The organism is Kribbella sp. NBC_00709 (assembly GCF_036226565.1).
In the GTDB taxonomy this organism is placed as follows: Bacteria; Actinomycetota; Actinomycetes; order Propionibacteriales; family Kribbellaceae; genus Kribbella.
Genome location: NZ_CP108996.1, coordinates 56701 through 71646, shown reverse-complemented (window position 1 = coordinate 71646; position 14946 = coordinate 56701). Strand labels below are relative to the sequence as shown.

Genomic DNA, 14946 nt, shown 5'->3' with positions numbered 1-14946 from the left:
GGTAAAGGTTGGACATGACACATGCGGAGCTCTGGGAGCGTCACAAGGCCGTCATGCCGGCTTGGCTCGCGTTGTACTACGAGGAGCCGATCGAGATCGTGTCGGGATCCGGGCGGCGGGTGACCGACGGTGAGGGGACGACGTACCTCGACTTCTTCGCCGGCATCCTGACCAACGCGATCGGGTACGACATCGCGGAGATCTCCGACGCCGTACGGGAGCAGCTCGGGAGCGGGATCGCGCACACCTCGACGGTGTACCTGATCCGGAAGCAGATCGAGCTCGCCGAGCAGATCGCCGAGCTGTCGGGCATCCCGGACGCGAAGGTGTTCTTCGCCAACTCCGGCACCGAGGCGAACGAGACGGCCCTGCTGCTCGCCACCCAGAACCGCCGCTCCAACCAGGTGCTGGCGATGCGCAACTCGTACCACGGCCGCGCGTTCGGGACGGTCGCGATCACCGGCAACCGCGGCTGGTCCGCGAGCAGCCTGTCGCCGGTGAACGTGCAGTACGTGCAGGGCGCGTACCAGTACCGCAGCCCGTTCCGCGACCTGCCGGACCCGGAGTACATCAAGGTCTGCGTCGACGACCTGCGCAACGTCATCGAGACCACGACCGCCGGCGATGTCGCCTGCATGATCGCCGAGCCGATCCAGGGCGTCGGCGGGTTCTCGTCGCCGCCCGACGGGCTGTACGCCGCCTTCAAGGAGGTCCTGGACGAGTACGGGATCCTGTTCATCTCCGACGAGGTGCAGACCGGGTGGGGCCGGACCGGCGACCACTTCTGGGGCATCCAGGCGCACGGCGTCGTACCGGACGCGATGACGTTCGCGAAGGGGCTCGGCAACGGGTTCGCGATCGGCGGAGTGGTCGCCAAGGCTGAGTTGATGGACAGCGTCAAGGCGAACTCGCTGTCGACGTTCGGCGGCAACCCGATCTCGACCAGCGCGGCGAAGGCGACCATCGACTACCTGCTGGACAAGGACCTGCAGGCGAACGCGGCCAAGCGCGGCGCCCAGCTGGTCGACGGCCTGCGCGGGATCTCTGACGAGTTCCCCGAGCTCGGCGACGTCCGCGGCAAGGGCCTGATGCTGGCCGCCGAGATCGTCAAGCCGGACGACAACACCCCCGACGCCGCCAGCACCGCCAAACTCCAGCAGGAGACCAAGAACCGCGGCCTCCTGGTCGGCAAGGGCGGCCTCTACGGCAACGTCCTCCGGATGGCGCCGCCGATGACCCTGACCGAGGAGGAAGCCGCCGAGGCCCTGGAGATCATCCGCGACTCCTTCAACACGCTGCGCTGACCGCCGCCGGGCAAGAAGAAGGTCCCGGGACCTGACGTCCCGGGACCTTCTCTGGTGAGCCTGCGGTCAGGTCGTGCCGACAGAGTCGGACGGGCCTGGGCCGGCGAACGCGCCGACGGCGTTCTGGTCGGTCGGATCGGCGGTCAGCGGGCCACCGGCGGAGCGGCCGCGGCGGCGCATCGCGCTCTCGACCCGCTGGGCGGCCAGGCTGAGCAGGTAGTTCACGATCACGAAGATCGCGCCCACGACGATCAGCGCCGGCAGCAGGTTCGACGCGTAGTTGCCGATCTGCTCCGCTTTCCGGAGCAGTTCCTCGTACGTGATGATGTAGCCCAGCGCGGTGTCCTTCAGGATCACCACGAGTTGACCGACGATCGCCGGCAGCATCGCCGTGATGGCCTGCGGCAACAGAACCAGCCGCATCGTCTTTCCGCCGGTCAGGCCGATCGCCATCGCGGCTTCACCCTGCCCCTTCGGCAGCGAGTACACGCCGGAGCGGACGAGTTCGGCGACGACGGCGCCGTTGTACAGCATCAGGGCGGTGACGACGGCGGCCAGCGCAAGTCGCTCCGGTGGGAACACCTCGTACTTGGCGTACAGGGCGAACAGGAACAGCATCATCAGCAGCACCGGCACCGCGCGGAAGAACTCCACGATCACGCTGCAAGGCAACCGGATCCAGGCCTGGGCGGAGAGCCGGCCGACGCCGAGCAGGATGCCCACCAGCATCGCGAGGACGACCGAGATCGCAGCGGCGATCAGGGTGCCGGCCAGGCCCGGCAGCAGGTACTGGGTCCAGATCTCACCGGTCAGGAACGGCTTCCACTTCGCGGCGGTGAGCTGCCCCTTGTCGTTCAACTTGGAGATCACGAACCACAGGACCAGGAGCAGTACGACGATGCTCCCCACGCCGACCGCGGCGTACAGCCGCTTGGCCCGTGGGCCGGGCGCGTCGAACAGAACGCTGCTGCTGCTCATCGCTTCACCGCCAGCCGCTTGGACATCGAGGTGAACAGCACCCCGACCGGCAGCGTCAGGATGACGAAGCCCAGCGCGAAGATGCCGAACACGATGAACAGGACGTCCGGCCGGTTCTCGATCATCACCTTCATCACCGCGGACGCCTCGGTGACGCCGATGACGGAGGCGACCGTCGAGTTCTTGGTCAGCGCGATCAGCACGTTGCCCAGCGGCGCGATCGCGCCACGGAAGGCCTGCGGGAGCACGACGTACCGCAGGGTCTTCAGGAACGGCAGGCCGATCGCCCGCGCCGCCTCGGCCTGGCCGAGCGGGACGGTGTTCACCCCGCTGCGGATCGCCTCGGCCACGAAGGACGCGTGGTACACCGACAGGCCGAGGACGGCGAGCCGGAAGTTGTTGTCGTTGATGAAGGTGTTCGAGTCCTTGTTCGCCAGCGCGACGCCGAGCTGCAGGAACAGCCCGAGGTTGCAGAACACGATGACCAGGGTCAGCGGTGTGTTCCGGACGATGTTCACGTAGGCGGTGCCGATGACCTGCAGCACCCGGACCGGGGAGACCCGCATCACCGCGACCACGGTGCCGATCAGCAGTGCGAACACCGCCGACAGCAGGGTCAGGTAGATCGTCGTCCGGAAGGCTTGCAGACCGTCGTACTCGGAGAAGAACTCCGAAATCACGTCCATGTTTCTCCTGCTGGGAACGAGGTGGAGACCAGCACGCCGGGGAGGGACCGCGAACGGTCCCTCCCCGGCGGTGTCAGATCAGGCGCAGGTGTCGAAGGTCTTCGGCGGGTTCGTCGCCGGGTCGAGCTTCAGGCCGGAGGCGCCGAGGTTCTTGTCGAACGCCTTCTGCCATTCGCCGGAGTCGACCATCTTCTTCAGCGCGTCGTTGACCTTGGTGCAGGTCGCGGTGTCGCCCTTCTTCAGGCCGACGCCGTAGCGCTCGGTCGAGAAGGTCTGGCCGACCACCTTGAACTTGCCCTTGTTCGCCTCCTGCGAGGCGTAGCCGGCCAGGATGGTGTTGTCGGTGGTGAGCGCGTCGATCGCGCCGGCGCCGAGCGCCTCGACACACTTGGAGTACGTGTCGTACTCCTGCAGCTGCACGGTCTTGGCGAACTTGTCCTTGACCTTCTGCGCCGACGTGGAGCCGGTCACCGAGCACAGCCTCTTGCCGTTCAGCCCGTCCGGACCGCTGATGTCGCTGTCGGCCTTGACCAGCAGGTCCTGGCCGGCGGTCAGGTACGGCCCGGCGAAGGAGACCTTCTCCTTGCGGGCGTCGGTGATCGAGTAGGACGCGAAGATCATCTTGACCTGTCCGTTGGCCAGCAGCGTCTCGCGCTGGGCCGACGGGGCCTCCTTGAAGGTGATGTTCTTCTCGTCGTAGCCGAGCTCCTTGGCGACGTACGTCGCGACATCGACGTCCATGCCGGTGTACTTCGCGCCTTCCTTCAGGCCGATTCCGGGCTGGTCGTACTTGATGCCGATGGTGACCTTCTCGCCACCGCCGCTACTACCGGAGCCGGAGCCGGAGTCGTCGCCGCAGGCAACAAGTCCGGTCGCAGCCAGGCCCGCGATGCCGAGGGCAGCGATGATTCGCTGTCGCATTGTCATTTCCTCCGTAGTTGGTACTGCGCTGGGGACAGGCGCGGGCGGTCAGTGGGTGAGGATCTTCGACAAGAAGTCCTGCGCCCGCTTCGTCTGCGGATCGGTGAAGAACTTCTCCGGCTCGGCCTCCTCGACGATCTGGCCGTCGGCCATGAAGACCACCCGGTTGGCCGCCCGGCGGGCGAAGCCCATCTCGTGGGTGACCACGACCATCGTCATGCTCTGACCGGCCAGGTCGACCATCACGTCGAGGACTTCCTTGATCATCTCCGGGTCCAGAGCCGAGGTCGGCTCGTCGAACAGCATCACCTTGGGATCCATCGCCAGAGCGCGGGCGATCGCGACCCGCTGCTGCTGACCACCGGACAGCTGTGCCGGGTACTTGCCGGCCTGTGCGCCGACCCCGACCCGGTCCAGCAGCGCCCGCGCCTTCTGCTCCGCCTCACCCTTGGCCTGCCCGCGCACCTTCGTCGGGCCGAGGGTGACGTTCTGCAGGATGGTCTTGTGCGCGAACAGGTTGAACGACTGAAACACCATGCCGACGTCGGCGCGCAGCCTGGCCAGTGCCTTGCCTTCGCTCGGCAGCGGCTGGCCGTCGAGCGTGATGCTGCCGGTGTCGATCGGCTCCAGCCGATTGATCGCGCGGCAGAGCGTCGACTTGCCGGACCCGGACGGGCCGATCACGACGACGACCTCGCCCTTGGCGATGGACAGGTTGATGTCCTTCAGGACGTGCAGGTCACCGAAATGTTTGTTGACGTCGGTCAGCGCAACCAGACCAGTTGTCGTCAAGGTGCCGGAATCGCTCATGGCCAGAACCTACTGGAGGCGAGGGTTCGGTCGCAGCGCCGGGTGGTTCCCCCTTGGTAACGATCTGCAATAATCCGGCGCGGGTTGTGACCGGACGGTCACTGATTGCGTGCGGTTGTTCGTTTGTGAGCGGCCCGCCGGGTCAGGTGACGATTCCGTACTCGCGGATCTTCCGGTAGATCGTTGCCCGCGACATCCCCAGCGCGCCCGCGGCGGCCTTCTTGTCACCGTCGTACGTCGACAACGCGTCGACGATCGCGTCCCGCTCGAGCGCCTCGATCGCGGTCAGCTGCCGCCGCGTGGTGGCCCGGCACTCGGGTGGCAGGTCCGCCAGCTCGACCACCCCGGACCGGCGGCGGCGGGCGATCGCGGCGAGGACCGCGCGCAGATGGGTGATGTTGCCCGCCCATGGCAGTCGCATCAGCTGGTTCATGGTTGCGGGGGAGAAGGCCAGGCCGTTGATGCCGGCCTTCGCGAGCAGCGAGCGGACCAGGGCCGGAACGTCCTCGACGTGATGCCGAAGCGGCGGCACCTCGATGGTGCGGGGGAAGAACGCCAGCAGTTCGTCGGCGATCTCGGACCGGTCGGCCGGCAGCGTGAGCGCGATCCAGGCGTCGCTGCCGATCGCGCCGTCGCGGACGTTCTGCAGCAGCTCGGTCAGGCCGTCGAGGACCTCGCCGGTCAGCAGGTGCGCCCGCCGGATGATCAGGTCGGCGCCGGACTCCAGTTCGGCGCGCGCCTCGGTCAGCAGATCCTCGGCCATCGCCTCCGGATCGAGGACGGCGAGGCGACGCTCCGGCGCCACGTGCCGTCGTACCGCACGGAGCATGGAGAGCTTGCCTGTCCCCGCTTCGCCATTGGCGATCAGCCATTCGGACCGGCCGCACGCCTCGAGCAGCTCCTGGGTGACGTGCTGCCAGACCGCGCTCGTCCCGGTCGTCCCGGGAATCAAGGCCGCCCGGGCGACCTGAGGGTTGCGGATCGGTGCTCGTTGCTCTTTGATCTGGATGACTCCGCCGGCCAGGGTGTCGCCGAGGAACGTCGGCCGATAAGCGAGTCGGGCGGTCATCCCGCTGGGCAGGTCGGTGATGAACACCAGCGGCTTGGTCCCGCCGCGCGCGTCCCGCGTCCGGTCGATCAGCGCCGCCTGGTCGATCGCGTCGAACCGTGCCTGTGCGTAGGCGTTCATCATGAACACCTCGTCGCCGAGGGCGAGCACCGGGCCGCCACTGTGCCGGCAGGCCGCGTAGTAGTCGCTCAGCAAGGCGTGGTCCAGCGCGTTCGCCTCCTCGACGACGCGATCGTGGATCCGCCGCGCGGCGAGCTTCGCGAACGACAACAGGATCGAGTTCGAGTTCTTGGCCTGGGTGGTGATGTCGAGTACGCCGAGCAGGCCGCCGGTGACGGGATGCGTGATCGTGGCGCCGGCGCAGGAGAACATCCGCAGTTTCCCGTTGTAATGCTCGGCCCCGTCGATCTGGATCGGTCCGCCGACTTCGAGCGCCGTACCGATCCCGTTGGTGCCGACCGCCGACTCGACGTACTGGAATCCGGGCGCGAGGTCGACGGAGTCCAGTCGCCGGAGCAGGGACGGATCGCCGCCGCGGCGGTCGAGGACGACGCCTTTCGCGTCGGTCAGGATGATGCAGACCGGCTCGTTGTGGAGCTCCGACGACAGCGCGTCGATGACCGGCCGGGCCGCCCGCATCAGCGTGGTCTCCCGGTCGATCCGGTCGAAGTACTTCGGGGCCGGGCGGTCGACGTCGACCTGCGACGCGTGCGAGCGCTCCCATGACACCCGGATCGGATCTCTGACCGGCTGTGCAGCGCCCATAGCGGTCTCCTTCACGTCCGTCACCAGCGGAACTTCGACCTACGGTAGCTCGCTCCGCTGTGACCGCCATCTCACATTGAGACACAGACACGTCCATCAGGCGGCTTTCATCTGTTCTCAACCCCGATGATGGAGGCCCACATTGAGCAGGCAGAGTCTTACCAAGGCCCACGCCAAGATCACCGAGTTGTCCTGGGAACCGACGTTCGCGACCCCGGCGACCCGCTTCGGCACCGACTACACCTTCGAGAAGGCGCCGAAGAAGGACCCGCTGAAGCAGATCATGCGGTCCTACTTCCCGATGGAGGAGGAGAAGGACAGCCGCGTGTACGGCGCCATGGACGGCGCGATCCGCGGCAACATGTTCCGCCAGGTGCAGCAGCGCTGGCTGGAGTGGCAGAAGCTGTTCCTCAGCATCATCCCGTTCCCGGAGATCTCCGCGGCGCGGGCGATGCCGATGGCGATCGACGCCGTACCGAACCCGGAGATCCACAACGGGCTCGCGGTGCAGATGATCGACGAGGTCAGGCACTCGACGATCCAGATGAACCTCAAGCGCCTGTACATGAACAACTACATCGACCCGGCCGGGTTCGACATGACCGAGAAGGCGTTCGCGAACAACTACGCGGGCACCATCGGCCGGCAGTTCGGTGAGGGGTTCATCACCGGTGACGCGATCACCGCCGCGAACATCTACCTGACCGTGGTCGCGGAGACGGCGTTCACGAACACGCTGTTCGTGGCGATGCCGGACGAGGCGGCGGCCAACGGCGACTACCTGTTGCCGACGGTGTTCCACTCGGTCCAGTCCGACGAGTCGCGGCACATCAGCAACGGGTACTCGATCCTGCTGATGGCACTGGCCGACGAGCGCAACCGGCCGCTGCTGGAGCGCGACCTGCGGTACGCGTGGTGGAACAACCACTGCGTCGTGGACGCGGCCATCGGCACCTTCATCGAGTACGGCACGAAGGACCGCCGGAAGGACCGGGAGAGCTATGCGGAGATGTGGCGGCGGTGGATCTACGACGACTACTACCGCAGCTACCTGCTGCCGCTGGAGAAGTACGGCCTCACCATTCCGCACGATCTGGTCGAAGAGGCCTGGAACCGGATCACCAACAAGGGCTACGTGCACGAGGTCGCGCGGTTCTTCGCCACCGGCTGGCCGGTGAACTACTGGCGGATCGACGCGATGACCGACAAGGACTTCGAGTGGTTCGAGGAGAAGTACCCAGGCTGGTACTCGAAGTACGGCAAGTGGTGGGAGAACTACAACCGGCTCGCGTACCCGGGCAAGAACAAGCCGATCGCGTTCGAGGAGGTCGGGTACCAGTACCCGCACCGCTGCTGGACCTGCATGGTCCCGGCGCTGATCCGCGAGGACATGGTCACCGAGAAGGTCGACGACCAGTGGCGCACGTACTGCTCCGAGACCTGCTACTGGACCGACGCGGTCGCGTTCCGGAGCGAGTACGACGGCCGGCCGACGCCGAACATGGGCCGCCTGACCGGCTTCCGTGAGTGGGAGACCCTGCACCACAACAAGGACCTGGCCGACATCGTGCAGGACCTCGGGTACGTGCGTGACGACGGCAAGACGCTGATCGGCCAGCCGCACCTGGACCTGGACGACCCGAAGAAGATGTGGACCCTCGACGACGTCCGCGGCAACACGTTCATGAGCCCGAACGTGCTGCTGAACGAGATGTCCGACGCCGAGCGCGAGGCCCACGTCGCGGCGTACAAGGCCAACGGCACCGCTTCTACTACTGCGGCCTGAGACCCACGAGCATCAGGAGGAGGCCGACATGGCCGACACCCACCGGATCCGCTTCGAACCGGTCGACATCGAGATGGACGTCACGGAGGACGACAAGATCCTCGACGCGGCGTTCCGGCAGGGCATCCACCTGATGCACGGCTGCAAGGAGGGGCAATGCTCCGCCTGCAAGTCGTACGTGCTCGAGGGTGACCTGCAGATGGAGCGGTACTCCACGTTCGCCTGCAACGATGCCGAGGTCGCTGAAGGCTACGTGCTGCTGTGCCGGGCACACGCCTTCAGCGACTGCACGATCGAGCTGCTCAACTACGACGAGGAGGAGCTGCTCGGCGGCATCCCGATCCAGACCGTGACCGCCCGCGTGGAGGCGATCGAACCGGTCACCCGCGACATCGTGTCGCTCCGGCTGAAGACCGAGGTGGCGTTCGAGTTCAGGCCGGGACAGTACGTCGACATCACCATCCCCGGCACCGACGACCACCGGTCGTTCTCGATGGCGACCACCCAGTCGACGCCGGACCGGATCGAGTTCCTGATCAAGAAGTACCCGGGCGGCCGGTTCTCCGCCCTCCTCGACGGCGAGCTCGCGGTCGGCGACGAGCTGTCGCTGACCGGGCCGTACGGCTCGTCGACGTTGAAGGACGGCCACGTGCTGCCGGTGGTCTGCGTGGCCGGTGGGGCCGGGATGGCGCCCATCCTGTCCATCCTCCGGCATCTCAAGGAAACCGGCAGCACCCGTCCGGTCCGGTTCTACTACGGCGCCCGGACGGCGGCCGACCTGTTCTACCTGGAGGCGATCAAGGAGCTCGGGGCGGACCTCGCCGGCTTCGAGTTCATCGCTTGTCTGTCCGAGTCGGCTCAGGACTCAGACGGCTCTGGCGGGCTCCAGGTGGAGGAGGGCAACGTCACCGAGATCGTCGAACGGCGCGAGGCGGAGCTGCACCGCAGCGAGGTCTACCTGTGCGGCCCGCCGCCGATGGTCGACGCCGCCCTGGAGTTGCTGGAGGCAAGCAACGTGCCGAAGGACCAGGTCTTCTACGACAAGTTCACCAGCCCAGCTACCGACGGAGTCTGAGTTGACGTCCTCCCCCGCCTGTCGGCCGGGGGATTCCAACTACGCAACTATGGGAGGTGCGTGTTGAGGTTCACGCTTCTCAGAGACCAGTGCCGCAGTCTCTCTGCGTGCGTTCACGGCCCGTCCGGCCGCGACAATACGCGCGATGTTGATAGCCGCGTTCACGTCGGCGTTGGCTTCGTACCGGCAGGCGACGCGCCGGAACACCGCTTGGCTCTCACGGTTCTCCGATGCGACGTGCCCGCAGGCACTGCAGGTCTGCGATGTGTACGCGGGATCGACTTTCTCGGCCCGGCCTGGTGCCTTGTGCTTCAGACGCTGCACGAGCCGGCCCCAGCCTTGGGCGAGGATTCTCCGGCTGAGACCGGCTTTCTGCCGCACGTTGCGGCCCGGCGCGTCGTGGGTGCCTCGCGCCGATCTCGTCAGGTTGCGGATCCGCAGGTCTTCGACACCGATCACGTCGAAGCGCCGGGCGAGGTCGGTGGTCGTCTGTTCGACCCAGTTCTTGCGCCGGTCGCTCTCGCGTGCCTTGAACCGCGCGATAGCAGCCCGGACTTTCCCGCGGCGGTTACTGCCTCGCTTGGCTCTGACGAGTTTGCGTTGCAGATGCTTGACACGTCGCTGTTCGTGCCCGGAGAGGCCTGGGCAGGACAGCAGTTCCCCGGTCGACAGAGCCGCGGACACAGTGACTCCACGATCCACACCCACCACGTCACCGTTTTCGGGTGCCTGGATAGCTTCGGGCACGACCGCGAACGCGATGTGCCAACGCCCCGCCCGGTCCTGCCTGACGCGGTACGACTTCGCGTCCGGCAGCTTGCGCGACAGCCGGAATTTCACCCAGCCGACCTTCGGGACCAGCACCCGGCCCCACTTCCGGTTCAGCTTCTCCACCCGCTGCGCCGCAGGCCCGACGATCCGGAACCCCTCATGCACACGTTCGCGGCGCCAGGTCGGGCGGCCATGTGTCCGTGCGTAGAAGTTTCGCCACGCCTGGTCGAGGTCGCGCAGCGCCTGCTGCTGCACGGTCTGCGATCCAGCCTTCAGCCACGGCTCCACCACGCGAGCCTCGGTAAGTTGCGCCGATTGCGCCACGTACCCAGGGGTGGTGGGGCGGCCCGGCCGCCACATCAACCGCTGCTCCAAACCCAGATTCCACACATACCGCGCATGCCTGCAGTGCTCCAGCAACCCAGACACCTGGGCCGGGGTGGCTGCGAGGCGGTAGTGGGACACGACACACACCCAACCAGACGGTACCGACAGTCTTCACTTGAAGGGAGGCAGTTGCGGTTTCTCCCCGCCTTGAAGGACGGGGCTTCTCCGCAACAGATCCGATGACACAGACCAAACCACGTAGTTTTCCGAGTATCGAGTTCACCGACTCCGAGGCCGGCGCGCTGGAGTTCCCGAGCTCGCAGAGCCGTTCGTACAACTACTACAAGCCGGCCAAGCTGCGCGCGACGATGTACGAGGACGTGACCGTCGACGTACAGCCGGACCCGGACCGGCACCTGAGCCAGGGCTGGATCTACGGCTTCGGCGACGGCCCCGGCGGCTACCCGAAGGAGTGGACCGCGGCGAAGTCGTCGAACTGGCACGCCTTCCTCGACCCGAACGAGGAGTGGAACCAGACGATCTACCGGAACAACTCCGCGGTCGTTCGCCAGGTCGACCTCGGCCTGCAGAACGCCAAGCGGGCCAGGGCGTACGACGCCTGGAACCCGGCCTGGCTGAAGTTCGTCGAGCGCAACCTCGGGGCCTGGATGCACGCCGAGAACGGGCTCGCGCTGCACGTCTTCACCAGCATCCAGCGGTCCGGCCCGACGAACATGATCAACACCGCGGTCGCCGTCAACGCCGCCCACAAGATGCGGTTCGCCCAGGACCTCGCGCTGTTCAACCTGGATCTGTCGGAAGCCGACGTCCCGTTCGACGGCGCCGCGCACAAGGAGGTCTGGCAGAGTGCGCCGGAGTGGCAGCCGACGCGTGAGGTGGTCGAGCGGCTGACCGCCGTCGGCGACTGGTGCGAGCTGCTCTTCGCCACCAACATCGTGTTCGAGCAGCTGGTCGGGTCGCTGTTCCGGACCGACCTGGTGATGCAGATCGCGGCCCGCAACGGCGACTACATCACGCCGACGATCGTCGGCACCGGCGAGCACGACTACGACCGCGACCTCGCGTACACCCGCAACCTGTTCCGGCTGCTGACCCGGGACGCCGAGTTCGGCGAGAGCAACAAGGTGCTGTTCGGCGAGTGGCTCGCGACCTGGGTGCCGCGTTGCCTCGACGCCGCGCACGCCCTGCAGCCGATCTGGTCGCAGCCGGCCGAGAAGTCCGTCACGTTCGCGGACAGCCTGGCCGCGGCGACCCAGAAGTTCCGTTCCCTGCTCGAGGACCTCGGGCTCGATACTCCGAAGGAGCTGGACCAGTGAGCATGCAGTTCGGATCTGATGCCGAGTTCTCCAACAAGACCGGCGTGACCCTGATGAACACCCCGATCGGCCGCGTCGTCGCCCAGGTGATGGGCGCCAAGGACGGCGTCGAGCTGACGGAGTACCCGTCGATGATCCGGGTCGACGGCACCGGCCTGCTCGACTTCGACTACGCCGAGCTGTCCGACGCGCTCGGGATGGAGTTCGACGGGTCGGTGTTCGAGGAGATCTCGTCCACCCACTACGGCCGGATGGTGCACCTCGACGACAAGACCATCCTGTTCGCCAGCCCCGAGGACGCCGCCGAGTACATCGGCTTCGACCTCACCACGAAGTGAGGTCGTATGTACGAGAAGAACGGTGAGAAGTACTACATCTGCGACGCGCACATCGCGTTGTGGGACGCGCGCCCGGAGAACCAGCGCAACATCCACGGCAAGCAGTTCATCGACTGCTTCTACGACTACCACAAGAACCTCAGCCCCGAAGAGGTCGTGTGGGACTACGACACCTACACGTACTACGGCGAGCAGCGGCTGCTGAAGGACCTGTTCGAGGACGGGTACGTCGACCACGCGATCTTCCAGCCGGCCATCCTGAGCGACTTCTACAAGCGCGGGTTCGGCCAGACCGAGGACGCCCTCGCGCTGACCCGGGCGAACCCCGGCAAGCTCACCTATAACCACGCGTGGGACCCGCGGCACGAGGAGGCCGGCCTCGAGCAGCTCCGCAAGGACGCCGACCGGATGGGACTGAAGGGCGTCAAGCTCTACACCGCCGAGTGGAACGGTGACTCCCGCGGGTGGAAGCTCGACAGCTTGTGGTCGCGGCGCTATCTCGAGGAGTGCCTGAAGCTCGGCATCAAGAACATCCACGTCCATAAGGGCCCCACCATCAGGCCCCTCGACCGGGACGCGTTCGACGTCGCCGACATCGACCAGGTCGCGACCGACTACACCGAGCTGAACTTCATCGTCGAGCACGTCGGGCTGCCCCGGCTCGAGGACTTCTGCTGGATCGCCACGCAGGAGCCCAACGTGTACGGCGGTCTCGCGGTGGCGATGCCGTTCATCCACAGCCGGCCGAAGTACTTCGCGCAGATCATCGGGGAGCTGCTGTACTGGATCGGCGAGGACCGGATCCTGTTCTCCAGCGACTACGCGCTCTGGACGCCGAAGTGGCTGGTGGAGAAGTTCGTCGACTTCGAGATCCCGGCCGACCTGCCGGAGTACGCGCCGCTGACGATCGCGCAGAAGAAGAAGATCCTGGGTCTCAACGCGGCGAGCCTGTACGGGCTCGACGTACCGGCGGAGCTGCGGCTGTCCATGCCTGAACCGGCTGTGGCGTCATGATCGCGGTCGCCAAGTCGCCTTCGGAATCAATGGAGTTGGAGGCCGAGGTCGTGGCGGCGCTGGCGACCGTCATCGACCCTGAGCTGGACCAGCCCATCACCGACCTCGGATTCGTCTCGTCGATCCGGATCGACGACGCCGGCGTGACCGCGCACCTGCGGCTGCCGACCTCGTTCTGCGCGCCCAACTTCGCCTACCTGATGGCATCCGACGCAGTTGACGCCCTGCGTCGGGTGCCGGGCGTGGGCGCGGTGACCGTGCTCCTCGACGATCACCACGACTCGGACAAGATCAACGCCGGCCTGGCCGCGAACGCGGGGTACGTCGGCACGTTCGGCAACGAGGCCGATCAGGACCTCGACGAACTGCGCCGGACCTTCCAGCGCAAGGCGCATACGGCGGCGATGGAGCGGTGCGTGATGGCGCTGCTCCGGTCCACCGGCAAGACCATCGAGCAGTTGCCCGGGCTCACGCTCTGGCACCTGCCCGGTGGTCCGCACAAGGACGCGCTGCTGCGCCGCCGTACCGACATCGGGCTCGGGATCCGGCCGGAGGACCCGGTGCTGGTCGACGACGACGGCGTACCCGTGCCGCCGGATGCGGTGCCGCTGCGGCTGCGGTTCGCGAAGGCGGTCCGGATCTCCGTCGAGGGCAACGCGCACTTCTGTCGCGGCCTGCTGGCGACCCGGTACGACGACGAGCCGATCACCACCCGGATCACCAACACGAGGAGGAAGAGATGAGGGCCGTCCAGGTCACCGGCTACCACCGCAACCTGCAGCTCAACGACGTACCCGAGCCGAAGATCACCGGGCCGCTCGACGTCGTCGTCCGGATCGGCGGCGCCGGTGTCTGCCGGACCGACCTGCACATCCTCGAAGGACAGTGGGCCGAGAAGAGCGGCGTCCTGCTGCCCTACACGATCGGGCACGAGAACGCCGGCTGGGTGCACGCGATCGGCGACGCCGTCACGAACGTTGCCGTCGGCGACAAGGTGATCCTGCACCCGTTGATCACCTGCGGACTCTGCCGCGCCTGCCGGTCCGGCGACGACGTGCACTGCGAGGCGTCGGCGTTCCCGGGCATCGACACCGACGGCGGGTACGCCGACTACCTGCGGACGACGGCACGCAGCGTGGTCCGGATCGACGACGGGCTGGAGCCGGCGGACGTCGCCGCGCTCGCGGATGCCGGACTGACCGCGTACCACGCGGCGGCCAAGGCGGCGCGCGCACTGCGGCCTGGAGCTGTCTGCGTGCTGATCGGTGCGGGCGGACTCGGTCACATCGGCATCCAGGTGCTGAAGGCGATCTCGGCCGCCACCCTGGTCGTTGTCGACCGCAACCAGGCCGCCGTCGACCTGGCCGTCGAGATCGGCGCCGACCACGGGATCGTTGCCGACGGCACCCAGGTCGAGCAGGTCCGGGCGCTGACCGGCCGGCACGGCGCGGAGGCGGTGATCGACTTCGTCGGTGAGGGCGGCGCCACCGCCGACGGGATCGAGATGCTGCGCCGGGCCGGCAACTACTACGTGGTCGGGTACGGCGAGAACCTCGACGTACCGACCATCGACGTGATCTCCACCGAGATCAACTTCATCGGCAACCTGGTCGGGTCGTACAACGACCTGCAGGACCTGATGGAGCTCGCAGCCCGGGGCAAGGTCGCGCTGCACACCACGAAGTACCCGCTGGAGGAGTTCCAGCAGGCCCTCGACGACCTCGACCGCGGCCTGGTCCGCGGCCGGGCGATCCTCATTCCCTAG

14 protein-coding genes are annotated in these 14946 nt (G+C 66.9%); 8 read left to right on the top strand and 6 right to left on the bottom strand.

Features of this window, described 5'->3' with window-relative positions; genetic code table 11:
- Nucleotides 1–14: 14 nt before the first annotated feature.
- Entirely contained in the window at nt 15–1304 is a 1290-nt protein-coding gene (locus tag OHA18_RS00335) for an aspartate aminotransferase family protein (RefSeq protein WP_329001350.1), read from the top strand.
- Between the two features lie 66 nt (nt 1305–1370).
- Here OHA18_RS00335 and OHA18_RS00330 read toward each other — a convergent pair whose 3' ends face one another.
- The 5 genes from OHA18_RS00330 to OHA18_RS00310 form a co-directional block, all read right to left on the bottom strand.
- Entirely contained in the window at nt 1371–2282 is a 912-nt protein-coding gene (locus tag OHA18_RS00330) for an amino acid ABC transporter permease (RefSeq protein WP_329001349.1), read from the bottom strand.
- Nucleotides 2279–2968 (bottom strand): amino acid ABC transporter permease, encoded by a 690-nt coding sequence (locus OHA18_RS00325; RefSeq protein ID WP_329001348.1) that lies wholly within the window; start codon nt 2966–2968, stop codon nt 2279–2281. Before OHA18_RS00325 ends, OHA18_RS00330 begins: the two co-directional genes overlap by 4 nt.
- Nucleotides 2969–3046: 78 nt before the next feature.
- Nucleotides 3047–3889: a glutamate ABC transporter substrate-binding protein gene (locus OHA18_RS00320; RefSeq protein WP_329001346.1), complete on the bottom strand. Its 843-nt coding sequence runs from the start codon at nt 3887–3889 to the stop codon at nt 3047–3049.
- A 48-nt stretch (nt 3890–3937) separates the two neighbouring features.
- Entirely contained in the window at nt 3938–4699 is a 762-nt protein-coding gene (locus OHA18_RS00315; RefSeq protein ID WP_329001345.1) for an amino acid ABC transporter ATP-binding protein, read from the bottom strand.
- A 142-nt stretch (nt 4700–4841) separates the two neighbouring features.
- Complete coding sequence (locus tag OHA18_RS00310; RefSeq protein WP_329001344.1) at nt 4842–6533, bottom strand: sigma-54-dependent Fis family transcriptional regulator; 1692 nt, start codon at nt 6531–6533, stop codon at nt 4842–4844.
- A gap of 142 nt (nt 6534–6675) precedes the next feature.
- Between OHA18_RS00310 and OHA18_RS00305 the strand changes: the two genes are divergently transcribed.
- Both OHA18_RS00305 and OHA18_RS00300 read left to right on the top strand, forming a co-directional pair.
- On the top strand, nt 6676–8319 hold the full coding sequence (locus OHA18_RS00305) for a hypothetical protein (RefSeq protein WP_329001343.1): 1644 nt from the start codon (nt 6676–6678) through the stop codon (nt 8317–8319).
- Nucleotides 8320–8347: 28 nt separating this feature from the next.
- Complete coding sequence (locus OHA18_RS00300; protein WP_329001342.1) at nt 8348–9394, top strand: FAD-binding oxidoreductase; 1047 nt, start codon at nt 8348–8350, stop codon at nt 9392–9394.
- A 39-nt stretch (nt 9395–9433) separates the two neighbouring features.
- Here the strand turns inward: OHA18_RS00300 and OHA18_RS00295 are convergent, their stop codons facing one another.
- Nucleotides 9434–10630 carry an RNA-guided endonuclease InsQ/TnpB family protein gene (locus tag OHA18_RS00295; protein WP_329001341.1) on the bottom strand — a complete coding sequence of 399 codons (1197 nt, stop codon included), beginning with the start codon at nt 10628–10630 and terminating at the stop codon, nt 9434–9436.
- Between the two features lie 101 nt (nt 10631–10731).
- Between OHA18_RS00295 and OHA18_RS00290 the strand changes: the two genes are divergently transcribed.
- Genes OHA18_RS00290 through OHA18_RS00270 form a run of 5 tightly spaced genes read left to right on the top strand, consistent with a single transcriptional unit; the run spans nt 10732 to nt 14946 of the window.
- A complete protein-coding gene (locus tag OHA18_RS00290; protein ID WP_329001340.1) occupies nt 10732–11829 on the top strand; it encodes an aromatic/alkene monooxygenase hydroxylase subunit beta in 1098 nt (365 codons plus the stop codon).
- A 2-nt stretch (nt 11830–11831) separates the two neighbouring features.
- Nucleotides 11832–12167 (top strand): propane 2-monooxygenase effector subunit MimD, encoded by a 336-nt coding sequence (gene mimD, locus OHA18_RS00285; RefSeq protein WP_329006053.1) that lies wholly within the window; start codon nt 11832–11834, stop codon nt 12165–12167.
- Nucleotides 12168–12173: 6 nt separating this feature from the next.
- Nucleotides 12174–13181: an amidohydrolase family protein gene (locus tag OHA18_RS00280; RefSeq protein ID WP_329001339.1), complete on the top strand. Its 1008-nt coding sequence runs from the start codon at nt 12174–12176 to the stop codon at nt 13179–13181.
- Nucleotides 13178–13924, top strand: a complete 747-nt coding sequence (locus tag OHA18_RS00275; protein ID WP_329001337.1) for an iron-sulfur cluster assembly protein — start codon at nt 13178–13180, stop codon at nt 13922–13924. Before OHA18_RS00280 ends, OHA18_RS00275 begins: the two co-directional genes overlap by 4 nt.
- Nucleotides 13921–14946 carry an NAD(P)-dependent alcohol dehydrogenase gene (locus OHA18_RS00270; RefSeq protein ID WP_329001336.1) on the top strand — a complete coding sequence of 342 codons (1026 nt, stop codon included), beginning with the start codon at nt 13921–13923 and terminating at the stop codon, nt 14944–14946. The genes OHA18_RS00275 and OHA18_RS00270 overlap by 4 nt, the downstream gene beginning before the upstream one ends.

What these genes read in the sequence shown, in the direction of transcription:
- OHA18_RS00280 (WP_329001339.1), top strand. Translation starts at nt 12,174, where the DNA reads ATGTACGAGAAGAACGGTGAGAAGTACTACATCTGCGACGCGCACATC.
- OHA18_RS00330 (WP_329001349.1), bottom strand. Translation starts at nt 2,282, where the DNA reads ATGAGCAGCAGCAGCGTTCTGTTCGACGCGCCCGGCCCACGGGCCAAG.
- OHA18_RS00325 (WP_329001348.1), bottom strand. Translation starts at nt 2,968, where the DNA reads ATGGACGTGATTTCGGAGTTCTTCTCCGAGTACGACGGTCTGCAAGCC.
- OHA18_RS00320 (WP_329001346.1), bottom strand. Translation starts at nt 3,889, where the DNA reads ATGCGACAGCGAATCATCGCTGCCCTCGGCATCGCGGGCCTGGCTGCG.
- mimD (WP_329006053.1), top strand. Translation starts at nt 11,832, where the DNA reads ATGCAGTTCGGATCTGATGCCGAGTTCTCCAACAAGACCGGCGTGACC.
- OHA18_RS00300 (WP_329001342.1), top strand. Translation starts at nt 8,348, where the DNA reads ATGGCCGACACCCACCGGATCCGCTTCGAACCGGTCGACATCGAGATG.
- OHA18_RS00310 (WP_329001344.1), bottom strand. Translation starts at nt 6,533, where the DNA reads ATGGGCGCTGCACAGCCGGTCAGAGATCCGATCCGGGTGTCATGGGAG.
- OHA18_RS00315 (WP_329001345.1), bottom strand. Translation starts at nt 4,699, where the DNA reads ATGAGCGATTCCGGCACCTTGACGACAACTGGTCTGGTTGCGCTGACC.
- OHA18_RS00290 (WP_329001340.1), top strand. Translation starts at nt 10,732, where the DNA reads ATGACACAGACCAAACCACGTAGTTTTCCGAGTATCGAGTTCACCGAC.
- OHA18_RS00335 (WP_329001350.1), top strand. Translation starts at nt 15, where the DNA reads ATGACACATGCGGAGCTCTGGGAGCGTCACAAGGCCGTCATGCCGGCT.
- OHA18_RS00270 (WP_329001336.1), top strand. Translation starts at nt 13,921, where the DNA reads ATGAGGGCCGTCCAGGTCACCGGCTACCACCGCAACCTGCAGCTCAAC.
- OHA18_RS00275 (WP_329001337.1), top strand. Translation starts at nt 13,178, where the DNA reads ATGATCGCGGTCGCCAAGTCGCCTTCGGAATCAATGGAGTTGGAGGCC.